Origin of the sequence: Sphingobium aromaticiconvertens (assembly GCF_037154075.1) — a bacterium.
Taxonomy (GTDB): Bacteria; Pseudomonadota; Alphaproteobacteria; order Sphingomonadales; family Sphingomonadaceae; genus Sphingobium; species Sphingobium aromaticiconvertens.
Window position 1 is genome coordinate 4401814 of record NZ_JBANRJ010000001.1, and the last position, 15654, is coordinate 4417467.

15 protein-coding genes are annotated in these 15654 nt (G+C 64.2%); 6 read left to right on the forward strand and 9 right to left on the reverse strand.

All coding sequences use genetic code 11. The annotated features are described in order from the left end of the window. Positions 1-40: 40 nt before the first annotated feature. Positions 41-808, reverse strand: coding sequence for a MotA/TolQ/ExbB proton channel family protein (locus WFR25_RS21370; RefSeq protein WP_336973521.1), 768 nt, complete (start codon positions 806-808; stop codon positions 41-43). A gap of 75 nt (positions 809-883) precedes the next feature. Continuing rightward, positions 884-1540, reverse strand: coding sequence for an energy transducer TonB (locus tag WFR25_RS21375; protein ID WP_336973523.1), 657 nt, complete (start codon positions 1538-1540; stop codon positions 884-886). A gap of 267 nt (positions 1541-1807) precedes the next feature. Between WFR25_RS21375 and WFR25_RS21380 the strand changes: the two genes are divergently transcribed. Together WFR25_RS21380 and WFR25_RS21385 are read left to right on the forward strand one after the other, a co-directional pair. Continuing rightward, positions 1808-2668 (forward strand): hypothetical protein, encoded by an 861-nt coding sequence (locus WFR25_RS21380; RefSeq protein WP_336973525.1) that lies wholly within the window; start codon positions 1808-1810, stop codon positions 2666-2668. Between the two features lie 194 nt (positions 2669-2862). Continuing rightward, entirely contained in the window at positions 2863-4167 is a 1305-nt protein-coding gene (locus WFR25_RS21385; protein WP_336973526.1) for a homoserine dehydrogenase, read from the forward strand. A gap of 22 nt (positions 4168-4189) precedes the next feature. On the opposite strand, the gene WFR25_RS21390 is transcribed toward WFR25_RS21385, so the two are convergent. Further along, positions 4190-4507, reverse strand: coding sequence for a hypothetical protein (locus WFR25_RS21390; RefSeq protein ID WP_336973527.1), 318 nt, complete (start codon positions 4505-4507; stop codon positions 4190-4192). Positions 4508-4675: 168 nt separating this feature from the next. Between WFR25_RS21390 and glpX the strand changes: the two genes are divergently transcribed. Both glpX and WFR25_RS21400 read left to right on the forward strand, forming a co-directional pair. Then, positions 4676-5659 carry a class II fructose-bisphosphatase gene (gene glpX / locus WFR25_RS21395; RefSeq protein WP_336974995.1) on the forward strand — a complete coding sequence of 328 codons (984 nt, stop codon included), beginning with the start codon at positions 4676-4678 and terminating at the stop codon, positions 5657-5659. Between the two features lie 5 nt (positions 5660-5664). Beyond that, positions 5665-6222 (forward strand): GNAT family N-acetyltransferase, encoded by a 558-nt coding sequence (locus WFR25_RS21400; RefSeq protein ID WP_336973528.1) that lies wholly within the window; start codon positions 5665-5667, stop codon positions 6220-6222. On the opposite strand, the gene WFR25_RS21405 is transcribed toward WFR25_RS21400, so the two are convergent. From WFR25_RS21405 to WFR25_RS21430, 6 genes are all read right to left on the reverse strand, one after another. After that, positions 6200-7471 (reverse strand): PepSY-associated TM helix domain-containing protein, encoded by a 1272-nt coding sequence (locus WFR25_RS21405; protein WP_336973529.1) that lies wholly within the window; start codon positions 7469-7471, stop codon positions 6200-6202. The two genes, WFR25_RS21400 and WFR25_RS21405, sit on opposite strands and share 23 nt — an antisense overlap. Further along, the gene (locus WFR25_RS21410) at positions 7471-9471 is read right to left on the reverse strand and encodes a TonB-dependent receptor family protein (RefSeq protein ID WP_336973530.1); all 2001 of its coding nucleotides are present in this window, start codon (positions 9469-9471) and stop codon (positions 7471-7473) included. The genes WFR25_RS21405 and WFR25_RS21410 overlap by 1 nt, the downstream gene beginning before the upstream one ends. A 51-nt stretch (positions 9472-9522) precedes the next feature. Continuing rightward, on the reverse strand, positions 9523-9954 hold the full coding sequence (locus WFR25_RS21415) for a DUF2946 family protein (RefSeq protein WP_336973531.1): 432 nt from the start codon (positions 9952-9954) through the stop codon (positions 9523-9525). Between the two features lie 76 nt (positions 9955-10030). Then, complete coding sequence (locus tag WFR25_RS21420) at positions 10031-10579, reverse strand: hypothetical protein (protein ID WP_336973532.1); 549 nt, start codon at positions 10577-10579, stop codon at positions 10031-10033. Continuing rightward, entirely contained in the window at positions 10576-12933 is a 2358-nt protein-coding gene (locus tag WFR25_RS21425) for a patatin-like protein (RefSeq protein ID WP_336973534.1), read from the reverse strand. Before WFR25_RS21425 ends, WFR25_RS21420 begins: the two co-directional genes overlap by 4 nt. Positions 12934-12982: 49 nt before the next feature. After that, entirely contained in the window at positions 12983-13681 is a 699-nt protein-coding gene (locus WFR25_RS21430) for an endonuclease/exonuclease/phosphatase family protein (protein WP_336973535.1), read from the reverse strand. Positions 13682-13771: 90 nt separating this feature from the next. On the opposite strand from WFR25_RS21430, the gene radA reads away from it, so the two are divergent. Both radA and WFR25_RS21440 read left to right on the forward strand, forming a co-directional pair. Next, positions 13772-15139, forward strand: coding sequence for a DNA repair protein RadA (radA, locus tag WFR25_RS21435; protein ID WP_336973536.1), 1368 nt, complete (start codon positions 13772-13774; stop codon positions 15137-15139). Between the two features lie 13 nt (positions 15140-15152). Further along, positions 15153-15650 (forward strand): CvpA family protein, encoded by a 498-nt coding sequence (locus WFR25_RS21440; protein ID WP_336973537.1) that lies wholly within the window; start codon positions 15153-15155, stop codon positions 15648-15650. The last annotated feature ends 4 nt before the right edge of the window (positions 15651-15654 follow it).

Below are 15654 nucleotides of genomic sequence, written 5' to 3' on the forward strand. Positions count from 1 at the left end.
GGACGAGCGCAACGCGCTCATTACCGGCTCCCGTTCTTGATCAGGCCTTGGTGGGCGTGGCTGGCACTGGCTTGGCAACCTGGGCCGGGGCGGCTGCACCGACGACCGGCTTCACCGCGCCGTTGGAAACCATGTAGCCCAGCAGATCGGTCGAGAACGAGCTGAGGTTCTCGGCGATCGCCTTGTTACGGCGCTGCAGGAAGTTGTAGGCAAGCACGGCGGGAACCGCGACGACCAGACCAAGAGCGGTCATGATCAGCGCTTCACCGACCGGACCGGCAACCGCGTCGATCGAAGCCTGGCCCGAAGCACCGATCTTGATGAGCGCGCGGTAGATGCCGATAACCGTACCGAACAGACCGACGAACGGCGAGGTCGAACCAACGGTCGCGAGGAAGGCGAGACCGCCACCCAGCTTCCAGTTGATCGCGTTCTCCGAACGGGCGAGCGAGCTGTGCAGCCAGTCATGGGCTTCGACCGGATCGGTCAGCTTGGCGTGCTGGTCCTGTGCAGCGATGCCGTCGTCAACGATCTGCTTGTAGGCGCTGTTCTTCTCGAGCTTGGCGGCGCCTTCCTTGAGGCTGTTCGAACGCCAGAAGGTCGCACGCACCTTCTTATACTGGTTGATGACCTTCTGCTGCTCGATCAGCTTGGTGAACAGCACGTAAAAGGTGCCGACCGACATGCCGACCAGAATGATGAAAACGGTCCAGGCGATAACGCCGCCCTGCTCGAGGGCTTCCATGAGACCGTAGGGGTTGGCGGCGGCGGCCTTGGGGGCCGCAGCGGCTGCGATAGACATCAACATGTTCAAGACTTCCCTCTCAAATGGATCAAGAAATGGGGAAGATCGCGCGGGTCGCGATCGACCTTCCCGGATAAGTTACTGAGGCAGACGCCACACGATACGGCTGCTGAAGCTGTCAGCCATCGGCTGGCCATTTTCGTCCTGCGCCGCCTTGAAGCGGGCACGACGGGGAAGCAGACGACAGGTTTCAGCATCAAGGTCCGGGCTACCGCTGGACGATGTAACCGTGCAGTTCGTTACGCGACCATCAGCCCCGATTTCCAGGCGGAAACCGGTCGTACCCGACCGCTCTTCACGCTGGGCGCGGCTTGGATAATCAGCATCCGTGACCCAGCTGCCTGGCGAACCACGCGGGGACGCCTTCTGCGCAGCCTGCTTGGGAGCGGGCGGCGGTGGCGGAGGCGGCGCAGCGACGGGCGTCTGAATGACGACCGGCGGAGCGACGCGCACCGTCTGGATGGGTGGCGCGGGGGCCGGGGTTTGCACGATCGGCGGAGGGGCTACAACCGGCGGCGGCTCGATCGGCTGATCTGGCGGCGGCGGTGGCGGCTCCTCGTCCGGTGGTGGCGGTTCTTCCTTAACGTCAACAACGTTCAGCTGTTCTGCCGCCTTTTTGACATATTTCATGCCAAGACCGGAGACGAAGGCATAGCCAAGAACAGCGTGAATCAGTGCAACGATGATGATCGAGACGGTACGACTCGATCCTTCCGAGTGGTCAGCATAGGCCATTCAGCAACGACACTCCTTAACGCAGCTTACCAGTGGTTGTACAAATCAGCCAAAAACGACCAGAAGGTGCCCGGCTTAGTTACCGGGCAACTTTGGCCCCTGTCCGTTCGTTTTCTACTTTCGCAACTCCTATCGCGGCATATCGTGCGACGCAAACGCTTTATCGACGAAACAGTATACGTTTGACATTGCACAATGGAAAGACTTGCCTGTGACATGATTGTCACGGGCCTGAAATGCAGGACGAAGATCATTATGAAATCCACTATGACGTCAAAAATCTTCGCGGCGGGCTGCCTCATTTTCGCCGCAACCCCGTGGATTCCGGCAGCGCTCTCGCAAGCACAGCCCCCCTCTGCCCAAAGCGCAGCCACGGTCCGCGGCGCTCTGTCCTATGCCGATATCGCCGATCTGGCAGACAGCGCACCCATGGTGGCCAGTGCACGGATCACACGCACCATCACGGTGCCGCCTGCACAGGCAACGGGGGTCCAGCCGGGCTTTCGTCGCCTTTTTGTCGAGGCACAGGTGACCGGACTGATTCGCGGAGAGGGGGGAATCACTCCAAACGTCTCCTATCTTTACGATGTTCCACTTAACGCGAAGGGCAAGGCGCCCAAGCTGAAGAAAGCGGACGTCATCCTGTTCGCACGCCCCGGCGGACGTCCGGGCGAAATTCAGTTGGTCGCGCCCGACGCTCAGATCGCCTCCACCCCCGCGACGCTGGCAACGGTCAAGTCGGTACTCGCCGACCTGGTTGCCAATGGTGCGGCGCCCCGGATAACGGGATTGGGTGACGCCTTCCATGTCGCGGGCACCGTCGCCGGTGAGGGCGAGACCCAGATCTTCCTGCGGACCGAAGGCGGTGAACCTGTATCACTGTCGATCCTGCGTCGGCCGGGCCAGCCGCCGGCATGGGCCGTCGCTCTGGGTGAAATCGTCGACGAAGCCGCCAAGGCGCCCGAACCGGGCAGCCTTCTCTGGTATCGCCTGGCGTGCAGCCTGCCCCCCGCGCTGCCCGCCCGGTCCGTGCGCACCTTGTCGGTACAGGACGCAGAGTCCGCCCGCGCTGACTATCTGGTTGTCGTACAGGCACTTGGTCCGTGCCAGAGGACGCGCGCCAGCTAACCACCCTGGCAATGGCATCCGCCCTTTTGGCTGCCCCGCGTCCTTTTACTTGGATAGCGGCACATTGGCCGCTATCAGCGCCCCGCATTCCAGAACATCGCAGGATGTGACGAAAGAACTAAAGAACTGGAGCACGCTGCATCAAATTTAACGCAGCGCGCTCCAGGTGCCCAAGACACAAGGATATGACGCGCATGACCAACCTCCATCGCCACGCTCCGCTGCGCGTCGCGCTCGTCGGCCTGGGAACGGTGGGCGGTGGCGTCATTCGCCTGCTGGAGACCAATGGCGCCCTGATCGCCAGGCGGGCGGGCTGCCCAATCCAGATCGTCGCCATTTCCGCACGCGACCGGACCAAGGACCGGGGCGTCGACCTGTCGCCCTATGAATGGGTCGACGACATGATGACGCTGGCAACCCGCGACGATGTCGATGTGGTCGTGGAACTGATCGGCGGATCAGACGGTCCTGCCCTCACCCTTGCGCGGCAATGCCTGGCCGCGGGCAAGCCCTTCGTCACCGCGAACAAGGCGATGCTCGCGCATCACGGCCTGTCGCTGGCAACGATCGCGGAGAAGGCGGGCATCGCGCTCAAATATGAAGCGGCGGTCGCAGGCGGAATCCCGGTCATCAAAGGCATGCGCGAAGGCGCCGCAGCGAACGAGATCAGCCGCGTCTATGGCATTCTGAACGGCACCTGCAACTACATCCTGACCACCATGGAGAAAGAAGCTCGCAGCTTCGACGAGGTGCTGAAGGAAGCGCAGGATCTGGGCTATGCCGAGGCCGATCCAAGCTTCGACATTGACGGCATCGACGCCGCGCACAAGCTGACCATCCTCGCCGCGCTGGCCTTCGGCACCGAACTGGACTTCGATGCCGTCGCCACCACCGGCATCCGCCACGTCATCGCCGCCGACATTGCCGAGGCCGCAGCACTGGGCTTCCGCATCCGGCTGGTCGGCATGGCCGAGAATGGGGCGGGTGGCCTGTTCCAGCGTGTCCATCCGATGCTGGTGCCGCTCGACCATCCGCTGGCCCATGTCGACGGATCGCTGAACGCCGTGGTGGCTGAGGGTAATTTTGTCGGCCGCCTCTTCTTCCAGGGACGCGGCGCGGGCGATGGGCCGACGGCGTCGGCTGTGGTCGCCGACCTGATTGACGTGGCCCGCGACGAATATGGCGACGCTTTCGCCATGCCGGTCGCGGCACTCACCCCACAGAACCCCGCCGACGCGGGCAAGCGCGTAGGTCGCACCTATCTGCGCTTCAAGGTTCAGGACCGCCCTGGCGTGCTGGCGGAGATTGCAGCGGCGACCCGTGACGCAGGCGTGTCGATCGAAAGCATGATCCAGCGCGGCGCCAATCAGGCCGATGGCGTGCTGGTCGCGATCGTCACCCATGCGGGCGAGGAACGCTGGGTCCATGATGCGCTGCATCGCCTGGCGGGATCGGACAGCCTGCTCCAGACGCCGATGGTCATGCACATATTGGATTGATCGTTGCGACCTTAAGACGGCGCTATCGCAGGCCGAAGCTGCGCGTCAGTGTGTCACCAATCGGTTCGCCCAGGCGAAAAATCTGGCGGCGGGCGCGTTTCGGGCAATCCATATTGCCTATGATCCGGCACGGTCGCGCTTCATAGCCATAGGCATCCATCTTGCTGCTGGGAGGTCGATCTGCATCGCTCTCCACGAGAGGAGTCACCTCCGCTCGCACACCCCCCATGCAAAGTGCGGGCACGGCCTGACAGGATGGCGCGCCGGGCTGACGGCGAATCCGATGCGTCACAACCGATGGCGTCGCCAGCGTGGCGGCGGCGATCAGGATGGCGATCATGACAACATGGCTTTCATGATATCTCCCTCTTGAAAGCACCAACGCGGCATGAGCCGATGTGTTGCACCGCCAGCGCGAAAAGGCGAAAAGGGAAGAGGGCGCCGCTCGACAAGGGCCGGGGGACTCCCTATCGCGCTATCCTGATAAGAGACCAGAAGAGGAACAATGATGGTGCAGGCTAGCTCGACGCTCGACCGCGTACTGGTGCTGGAAATGGTCCGCGTGACCGAGGCTGCGGCGATCGCTGCGGCCAGGCTCGTTGGCCGGGGCGATGAGAAGGCGGCCGACGCCGCCGCCGTCGAAGCGATGCGCCTTGCCTTTAACGACCTTTATATGGACGGCACCGTGGTGATCGGTGAGGGCGAGCGGGACGAGGCGCCAATGCTCTATATAGGGGAGAAGGTCGGCAACGCGATCGGCACCGGACCAAAAATCGACATCGCGCTCGACCCGCTGGAGGGCACCACGATCACCGCCAAAGCCGGGCCGAATGCGCTCGCCGTGCTGGCGATCTCCGAAGAAGGCGGACTGCTGAACGCGCCTGACGTCTATATGGAGAAGCTGGCCGTGGGGCCGGGCTACCCCGATGGCGTCATCGATCTCAAAAAATCGGTGCGGGAGAATGTCGAGGCGGTGGCCGCGCACAAGGGCGTGGAACCGGGCGACATCATCGTCTGCGTCCTCGACCGCCCGCGCCATGAAAAGCTGATCGCCGAGTTGCGCGCCATTGGTTGCGGCATCATGCTGATCCCGGACGGCGACGTTGCGGGCGTTATCGCCACGACTGACCCCGAAACTACGATCGACATCTATATGGGGTCAGGCGGCGCGCCGGAGGGGGTATTGGCCTGCGCGGCGCTGCGCTGCGTCGGTGGCCAGTTCAAGGGGCGCCTGCTGTTCCGCAACGAGGATGAGAAGCAGCGCGCCTATAAATGGGGGATCGAGGATCTGGACCGGATTTACGACCTCAAGGAACTTGCCCGCGGCGATTGTATCTTCGCGGCGACGGGCGTGACCGACGGCTCGCTGCTGGCTGGGGTCAAGCGCCTGCCGGGCGGCAAGTTGACCACCGAAAGCGTGGTAATGCGCGCCAGCACGGGCACCGTCCGCTGGGTGAAGGGCGAGCATCGGCTGGGCGCGAAGGACAGCTGACCCCTATGGCTAACAACTGCGTGACATTGCGACAGGCAGGCCGTGCGGATGCGCCCCTGATCGCCCGGTTGCATGCTATTAGCTGGCGCAACGCCTATGCCGCGATATTGGATACGGGCTGGCTTGCGGACGAGTTGGACACCGACAGACTGACCGTATGGAGCGCGCGGTTGGCGGCCCCCTCCCCTGCCATGCACCTGCTGATCGCCGAGCGCGATGGCGAAGCGATGGGCTTTGTCTGCGTGGTGGGCGGAGCCGATCCGCGCTGGGGCACGCTGGTCGACAATCTGCACGTCCTGCCAGATGCGAAAGGCAGCGGCGTTGGCGCACTGTTGCTGCGCGCCGCCGCCAGATGGGCCGCCGACGCGTTCCCGCAGGATGGCGTCCACCTCTTTTGCTATACCGAAAACCGGCCCGCCCGCACTTTCTACGAGCGGATGGGCGGGCGCGTGGTCGAGGAAATGGATCGCATGGCCCCCGATGGCCGCATGGCACCCGAAGTCCGTTATCATTGGCCAGACGCCGCCGCACTGGCGGGGATCAGGTCGAGCGGACCCGCCTGACCAGCCTCCCCCCGCCCAGCGCCGCGATCATCGACAGGCCAGTCAACGGAAACAGCGCGCCCAGCAGGATCATCAGCCCTGCCACGGTCCGCCCAGCGCCCGGCGGCGCAGAAGGCGGCGGGGCCAAGCGGCCATCACGACGCCGCTTCCACCACAGGATCGGCCCGGTCGCGCACAGCAACAGCAGCACCAGACAGCCCGCCAACATCAGCAGGCGGTTCACCTCCCCATATTGCTGGCCCTGATGGGTCGCGATGCCCCATTCCACCGCCTTTGCCCCCGGCCCGAAATGCCGCCAGTCAATATCTTGCACGACCGCGCCCGATCCGGCGTCGACGGTGATGGCCCGCGCATCCTGCGCCGCCATGACACTGGTCACGACCAGATAGGGTGCGCCCGGCGTCGCGGGCAGGATCAGGCTGTATCCGCCACCGACGCCGCGTTGGCCAGCGATCCGGATCACCGCATCCACCCCAACATCGCCATGACCGCCGATGCTCGCGCCACTCTCTCTCAACGTCCAGGGCAGCACATCTTTCGTCGATTGGACCCAGGGCAGGACCGGCGATTTGGGGCGGCCCCAATTGTTGGCGGCGACGACGTTCCGCAGTCCGCCGCCCCACACATCCGTCCACGGCATGCCTGTGACGGCGAGGAACAGGATCACCCCGGCGGCCAGAAAGCCCAATGTGCCATGCAGATCCTGCCAGAATAGCCGTCCGCCGGGCCGTCCCCGCAACGCCAGCGCCCGGCTCCCCGCACGCGGCCAGCGCAGATAAAAGCCGGTCACGACCAACAGAATAGCCCAGCCCGCCACGATCTCGACCAGTAGATTGCCGACCGGGCCGGTCAGCGCCAGACTATGCAGATGCTTGACCGTCTGCATGATGCCGCCGTCCGAGATCCGGCCAAGAATGGCCCCATCATGCGGATCGACGAACAGCGTGATTGGCGGCTTACCCTCCGGCCGCACGGTCAAGCGCCAGCTTTCATCCGCAGCGGCAGGCCGGATGATCTGCGCGACCCGCTCGCCCGTCGCGGTTTCAACCGCCCGGACAAAGCGCGAGGGAGCGAGCATCGGTCCGATCGTCGTCAGGATGATCCGATCATGATAGACGGCCCGCTCGATCTCCGGCTTGTAGAGATAGAGCGCGCCCGTCACCGCCATCAGCGCGAGGACCGGCAGGACGATCAGGCCAGCAAAGAAATGCCAGCGCCACATCGCCCGATAGAGGTGTTTGCCGTCCATCAGAACCGCGCCCGCACACCGCCATAAACGGCGCGCCGCTCGACCGGATAGAAGATCGCGCGTGCAGCAGGCGTAAGCGCGGCATAATTCACCACCGCACTGATGTCGCCGACTGCCTTCTCATTGGTCAGGTTCCGGGCATCTACGAACAACGTTACGCCCTTGCGGACCTCCGCCTGCGCGGCCAGCCCCAGCAGCGCATAGCCGCCCACTCGTTTCGTGTTCGCATAGTCGACCCATGCGCCCTGCGGCACCCATTCAACCGACGGCGTAACGGACAGGGCGTCGTCCCCGATCCGCAACTGCGCGCGGGTCATGTGACGCGGGATCACAGGCAGGCGGTTGTCGCCATATTCGCTGTCGTCGCGAAACCGGAAGTCGCTATATTGATAGACGGAGCGCAATCGCAGCCACGGCGCCAGATCAAGATCCAGCCCCACCTCCACGCCCTGATGCCGCGTCCGCCCGGCGTTGAAGGTCGCGGCCGGAATATCCGCCGACACGCTATATTGCAGCATCTCGCCCTTCAGGTCGGCGCGATACAGGCTGATGTCCCACGTCGCGATGCCCGCATGGCCACGCGTACCGATCTCCGCCGTCCACACCTTTTGCGGGCGGACGGGGACGAAGGCGGCGACCTGCGCTACTTCGCCAAAGCCCGGCATTTCGACCGATCGGCTATAATTGACATAGAATTGCACCGCCGACGACGGTTCGAACAACAGGCCGAATTTGGGCGCGAAGGCATCATAATCGACCTGCCCTCGAACAGATGCCGGGACACTCTGTTCCTGCACCCGATGCGCGTCGGTATAAATGCCCCCGGCAATCAGCGTCAGCCGATCGACCGGCGCATAGCGAATTTCGCCATAGCTGTTGATCGTATGCGCCCGCTGTTCGGCGAGCATGGCCGGCGCACGCCCCGGCTGGCGATCGCCATTGACGTTCACGAAGCGCCGCGACTGCACCTCTCCGAAACGCGCGGTCGTGCCGATCGTCAGGCCCAGCGGCCCGGCCTGCATGTCGTACCGGCCAAAAACGCCATAGTCCGTCGATGTCTGGTCGATCACCTGAAAGATCGGATGAAACAAATGTTTCAGGTTGAGGAATACCCCACCCGAAAGCTGCCCCTTACCCAAATCCAGAACCGTTCGGTTCTGTAATCGAATTGAATCGATGTCGCGCGCCTGATCGCCGCTGAAATTTCCCTTCTTCGGGTTGTTCAGCGCATCGGCTTCCGTCAGCGCGCCGGGAAGCTCCTGCCGGATGCTCTGCGCGCTCGCATAGAAGCGCGTTTCCAGCCGGTCGGACAGGCGCAGGCCGACATTGCCGTTGAAGCGCAGGCTCTTGCGCCGTCCATGGTCGCGGTCACCATCCGACCGATCAGCGGTGATCGCAGCCCATGCGTCACCCCGCTCATCGGCATAGCCGCCCTCCACTTTCGCGCGGATAGTGTCGAACGCCCCGCCATCGATCGACAGGCCCAACCCCGGTGCAGTCCGCCCAGTCGGCGTCACCGCATTGATCGCCCCGCCTAGCGTCGATCCGCCCAGCCGCAGCGCATTACCGCCACGATAGACCTCGATATGCTGGAAGACCTGCGGATCGAGTTCCTGAAAATCGCCATTGTCATCGGCCAGATTGATGGGGATGCCATCCTGCAACAAGGTCAGCCCCCGCATATGAAAGCCCCGGCTGATCCCCGACCCGCGGATCGACAGGCGCACTTCCTGCCCGAAACGCGGCTGGGTGTAGACACCGGGCGAGAAGGCCAACGTGTCGCGCAGCGAAACAGCGAGCTTGCCCCGGAAATCATCGGCCGACACGATATCGACGCCGCCCGGCGTGCGGGCAATCTGCGTGGCGGCATCCTCGATCGTCTGGCTGGCGGTGACGATGATGCTCGTGCCATCCGCCTCATCGGCATGGGCGATAACAGGCGACAGGGCAAAGGCGAGCGCACACAGCGACGCGCCGCGCGAAAGAGCAGAAAAGGACATGGTGGAACACTTTCGGAAAAACAGCGACGCGCCGACCTTTACGGCCGGGCGTCAATCAGGATGGTTGTTTTTCGGAAGAAGTGCGGGCGGCCCCGATGAGGGCGGCGGCGGCGCAGCTAGCCGCGCGATCCAGCCAATCTTGACCGCAAAGGCGATGACGCCAAAGCCGCTCGTCCAGGCAGGTAACGACAGGTCGGCCAGGGGCAAGGGCGGCAGCAGCGGCTGGGTCGCGCCCCCGGCAAAAGCGCAATGCTGCTGCATGAACCGATCGTCGCCGGCCGGACCATGATCGCCGGGCGCGGACTCGCGATGCACGACGACATTGACGGCGCCCTGCCCCGTACACAGGGCGACGACCACGCCCTTGTCAGTGCGGACGGGCATGAAGCCCGACGGCGCAACCAGTTGAAGACACAGGACGATCAGAGCCAGCGCCGCCAACAGGCCACGCCCTCCCTCACTCTGTCTGATTACCCCCATCATGCCGCCTCCCCTAGCGTCACATGAGCGCGCTGTCACTGGGACAAAAGGCCCATGCTACATCGCTGCCAAATCAACGCTATGGCTCTTCGGGCGACTCGATCCGTTCTTCATAATTGCCCAGAGCCGCGATCACATCAGGTTCCTCGGCATAGCGCCGCCGCAGCTTGGCTAGCCTGGCATCGGAACCAGCACACAGCTCGCGGATGCTCTGCTCCAGATAGGCGGCGCGTTCGGCATCATAGGGTTCCTCACCCCGGAAATGGTCACACCCGTCCCGGTCCACCATGAAAGTGGTGACTTCCGCTGGAAAGACAGGCGCATCGGTCGCGGCATTCGAAGCCGGCAGATCCAGTGATTGTGCAGCCTCGGCAGGCTTGGCAGGCCTGACAGGCGCAGGGCGGGAGACCGGGGCCACAGGCGCAGCGACATTGGCGACGGGCACGCTTGCTATGCCTATGCCTTTCTGCTCCACCGGGGCGATGGCATCCCTGTTGACAGAGGTTGTATTGGCGACCGCTGTGTCATCACCGGATGAAGGCGTACAACCGCCGATACCGGCACCGATCCCGGCGCAGGCAAGCACCAGCAGCGTCCTTCTTCCCCAGCATCGAAACGGCCCCGTCATCCGATCTCCTCGCGCAGGCTGGCGATGAGGTCGGCGACCAGCGGCAGCCGGTCTTCCTCTTCGTCCAGCACAGCCAGAAACGCCGAACGCCTATAACCGGCCACTGTGTCGGCGGATAGACGGCTTGCTGTGGGCATGGCTGAAATCACGATATCCAGAAGCCGCTCCACCCCATGCAGCCGCCCCCACAGATAATCATTCTCCCGATAGGCACGGCTGAAGAAAGCGCCGAAATTGTTGAACTCGATGCCTTTCAGTGTTGCCACGGCCCCACCGGAGCGGATCGCATGGCAATCCTCTGGTGAGATGCGGTCCACCTTGATCGGGTCATGTTCCTCCAGCGCGTCCCCCTGCAATAGCGGCAGGGTGGCGATGTCGGTGAAGGGAAAACCGAGATAAGCCAGCAGCATCGCCCGCCGCTCCACCTTGGGCAGCCCCCATAATGCTTCGGACAGCACGGCCTCTGCCGCGGCGTCACGCGCGCCCAGATCGCGCGCCTGCGCCAGAGCGGCGAACGCCTCCCCCGGCTTGTCGAGCGTATCGCGCGCCGCCGTCAGCACGTCTGCGCCATAATGGTCCGGCGACTCGCACGGCGCATATTCGGCCAGACCCTGATAAATGGCCTCGCGCATCGCCTCGACCGCCGCTTCATTGACGCTACTTTGCGCCTCCAGAATTTCGGTCAGGCACCGTGCCATGAAACGCAGGCGGCGGACACGGAAACCCAGGTCCTGCGCGCGGAAAAACTGGACCGGCACGGATTTGGCGCTCAACCCCCCGCTCAGTTGGTCGATACCCTCGGCTCGAACATGGCCCCATAGCGCGCGACGAAAACTGTCGCGCATCATCGCACCCTCCTCGCCACTCAGGGCAAAAAGCAGGGCTGCGCTCTCCTCGACGATGCCCGAAAGCTTGAGGTGACCATAGGCCGAATAGGCGAAACCCGCCGCATTCGCGGCCCGGTGCTGGACTTTCGCCCGCCATGTCGCCAGCCTTTGCGGGTTCGGCCGGTCGAGGAACAATATCCCGCCGACCGCCCCCTCCACCTCGGCCTCAATCGCCGGGCGCAGCGCAGCCAGGATGCGTCCAGTACGACGCACGCCAGCCGAATGACGCTCGATCGCTTCCAGATTATCCCGAATGGGCTGTTCGCGGGGAATGTCGCTCAATGCGCCGAAAATAGTACGGAAAAAGCCAGGCAGTGGCGCATCATGCCCCTCTGCTTCCTCCACCTGCTCGCCGCCGCGATTGAGGCGGATGCTGCGTTGCCCCGGCTTGGGATCGATATAGACGAAGCGGCGGTCAACCTCCCGCCGCGACGGGCGGTTCCGCAGTGCGCCGATCGCCTGAGCAAAGGGGGCGTTGGCCAGCACCGATCCGTCGATCAGCACCGTATCCTCGGCATGTCCATGCGCGGCCTGTCGCGGCAGCACCCGCGCCAGGAAAGCATCGCGCCCCGGCCAGTTGCGATGCCGCCCCTTCAGCACCCGGTCCAGCTCCCGCACGGTAAAGGGTGGGAAAGCGCCGGGAAAACTGGCGGTGGCACGCGCGGCAAAAACCAGTTCGGCGGCATCCGCAAAGCGCCGTCGCCCCGCAGCCCGGTCGCCGCTGCCCGCTCGCCCATGCGCGCTAAAGCCGATCGACAGGCGATGCTCGGTCTCGACCACTTCCGGCGGGCTGTTGAGGGTCAGGCTTTGCGCATGTCCCTCAAAGTCCGTGACGGTAACGAACAGGTCCAGCGGATGCCCTTCAGGCAGTAGTGGCGGCCCCGCCTCAGCCGCCGTCATCGCGTCGAACGCGTCCAGCAACATGGTCGAGAATACCTCGCCGCCAAAAGGCGGCTCGAACCAGCGCGAGCGGATGAAGTGCGACAGCTTGCGCCGCACCTCTTCCCGCGTGTCGGGGGCGACCGTGCGTTCCACCGTATCGCCCGGATGGCGCGCGGCCATCCACACGAGCGGCGTCGCCCAGAATTTGGTCAATTGGCGCGCGGGCCGCGCGTCGGGATCGAGCAGTTGCTCAACATCGGCATTGTCCAGCCACAATTGGGTGAGTGGTTCCAGCGATTGGCCCGTCTCGATCGCCTGCGCCAGAAAGATACCGTTAATCCCGCCTGCGCTGGCCCCCGCAATGATGTCGGGCAGGATTCGCAGCCGCGTCCCGCTAGCGCTTTCCATCTCGGCCAACAGTTGTTGATAGATGCCCTGCACGCCGGGTTCGATCGGCGCGCCATCGTGGAAAGCGCGACTGGCGCGGGCCAGACGCCAGATTTCCTTGGTGATGCCGTGCATGTAGATGGCCAGGCTGATCCCGCCATAGCAGACCAGCGCGAGCCTAAGCTCCTTCTCTCTCATGGCTCAGGGTTCGCAGAGGGTGGGCAATTTGTCGAGCACCGTTCCCCCGTCACGTCAGCGCCAGCTCCGCCCAGATCGGCAGATGGTCCGACGCCCGGCGCGCCGCCGCACTTTCATGGACACCGCATTCGACCACATGCAACCGCGCGCAATGCATAATCCGGTCGAGCCGCGCGACCGGCCGCCGCGCATGGAAACTGCGCCCGCATGGCGCAAAGCTGTAGTGGCGGGCGAAATCGGCGAGGCAGCCGCGATCGGCGCTCCATTCGTTAAGGTCGCCCATCAACACCGTGGGCATCGCAGCGCCCTGTGCCGCGCTATGGATGACCGCGGCCGCCTGCCGCCGCCGCCACAGGCCCGACAGGTCCAGATGCATGCCGAAGGCGCGCAGGGCTATGCCGTTCAGGCTGACCTCCGCCACCGTCGCACCGCGTGGTTCCAGGCAGGGCAGGTGCAGCACATCGAAAAAATTGACCTCTGCCTCTTTCCGCACCAGAATCGCATTGCCGTGCCAGCCCATGCTGTCGGTCTGCACATTCAGCGGCACCGGCTTATAGGCGCTGTGACTTTCCAGCAGGCGGGGCGGGATAGCTGCTGTCCGCACCCCGAACCGTCGGTCGGCCTCCTGAAGCGCAACAAGATCAGCATCGATTTCGTTCAACACCTCCAGCACCCGCTCCGGGCTGCGGCGGCGATCGGTCCCGATGGCCTTGCGGATATTGTAGCTGGCGACGCGCAATGTCTTCATAAACAGCCAATGCCCCAAGCCGCGCGGGGTTTCCATAACTCCCGTGAAGTTTGACTGGCGTTCCACATATGTTCTGATATGCATGGGCCCATGGCAAAGGCAAAGCGGAAATATGTCTGTCAGCAGTGCGGGACGATCGCGACCCGCTGGCAGGGCCAGTGCGAGGATTGCGGCGAGTGGAACAGCCTTCTCGAAGAAGCGCCCGAAACCGTCTTTTCGGCCAAGCATGACCTTCAGACCGGCGGGCGGGCCTTGCAACTGGTCGGCCTTGATGCCGACATCCCGCTACCCCCGCGCGCCAGCACCGGCATTGCGGAGTTTGACCGCGCGCTGGGCGGCGGGCTGGTTCCCGGTTCGGCGACACTGATCGGCGGCGACCCGGGCATTGGAAAATCCACCTTGCTGCTTCAGGCCGCCGCGCGAATCGCGGCGCGTGGACCGGGGGTCATCTATATCAGTGGCGAGGAAGCGGCCGATCAGGTGCGACTGCGCGCCCGTCGACTGGGCCTTGGCGAATCACCCGTGCAATTGGCCAGCGCGACGTCCGTGCGCGACATATTGACGACGCTGGGCGACGGCCCACCCCCGGCGCTGCTGGTCATCGATTCGATCCAGACGGTGCATAGTGACCAGATAGAGGGCGCGCCCGGCACTGTCAGTCAGGTGCGCGCGTCGGCACAGGAACTGATCCGTTATGCCAAACTGCGCGGCACCGCGCTCGTACTGGTCGGCCATGTGACCAAGGACGGCAGCATCGCCGGGCCGCGCGTCCTCGAACATATGGTCGATACGGTTCTGAGTTTCGAGGGAGAGCGCAGCCATCAATATCGCATCCTGCGCGCGATCAAGAACCGCTTCGGCGGCACGGACGAGATCGGCGTTTTTGCGATGGTGGCCGAAGGGCTGGAGGAAGTGTCAAACCCCTCCGCCCTGTTCCTGACCCATCGCGACGAGAGCGTGACGGGCGCGACCGTCTTCCCCGCGCTGGAGGGGACAAGGCCGGTATTGATCGAGATTCAGGCGCTGACCGTCCGCCTCGCCAGCGGCGCGACCCCCCGCCGGGCAGTGGTCGGCTGGGACAGCGGACGGCTATCGATGATCCTCGCCGTGCTGGAATCGCGCTGCGGCCTCAGCTTTTCGACCTGTGAGGTCTATCTCAACATCGCGGGTGGCTATCGCGTGTCCGATCCGGCGGCAGACCTTGCCGTGGCGGCAGCGCTGATCTCGGCCCTGTCGGAACGCCCCGTCCCCGCCGATGTCGTGCTGTTCGGCGAAGTCGCGCTGTCGGGTGAGATTCGCCCCGTCGCCCATGCACCATTACGGTTGCGGGAAGCAGCGAAACTGGGGTTTGATCGAGCCTTTGTTCCCGGCAGCATCGCCGATGGCGTCCCCGGAATAGCGATCAGCGGCTTTCGCACCCTTGCCCAACTGGTTGACCAGATGCTCGGTCGCGGATAGCGGCTGAAGGCCTATGACCGCCATCGACATCCTCGTCCTGCTGCTGATCGGCGGCTGCGCTCTGTTCGGGCTACTGCGCGGCTTCGTAACCGAAACGCTATCGCTGATCGCCTGGGTATCGGGCATCTTCGCCGTGCGGCTGTTCCATGCGTCGGTCGCAGAATTGCTCACACCCTTCATCGGCACGGAAAGCGGCGCAGGCATCCTGTCCTTCATACTGGTGTTCGGTGTCACCTTCACCGCGGGCAAGCTGATCGCGCGATCCATCGGCGCGCGCACGCGTCAGTCTGTGCTGGGGCCGGTCGACCGGGTGCTGGGCGGGGGTTTCGGCGCGGTCAAGGGACTGATCGGCGCGACCTTGGCCTTCCTCGCCTTCTCCCTTGTCTACGATACATTCTACGGCAGCGGCGCACGGCGGCCCGACTGGCTGAGCGATTCGCGCACTTATCCCCTGCTCAACGCAAGTGGGCTGGCGATCAGCGGTTTCCTGGAAGATCAGCGCAACCGCTAGCCCC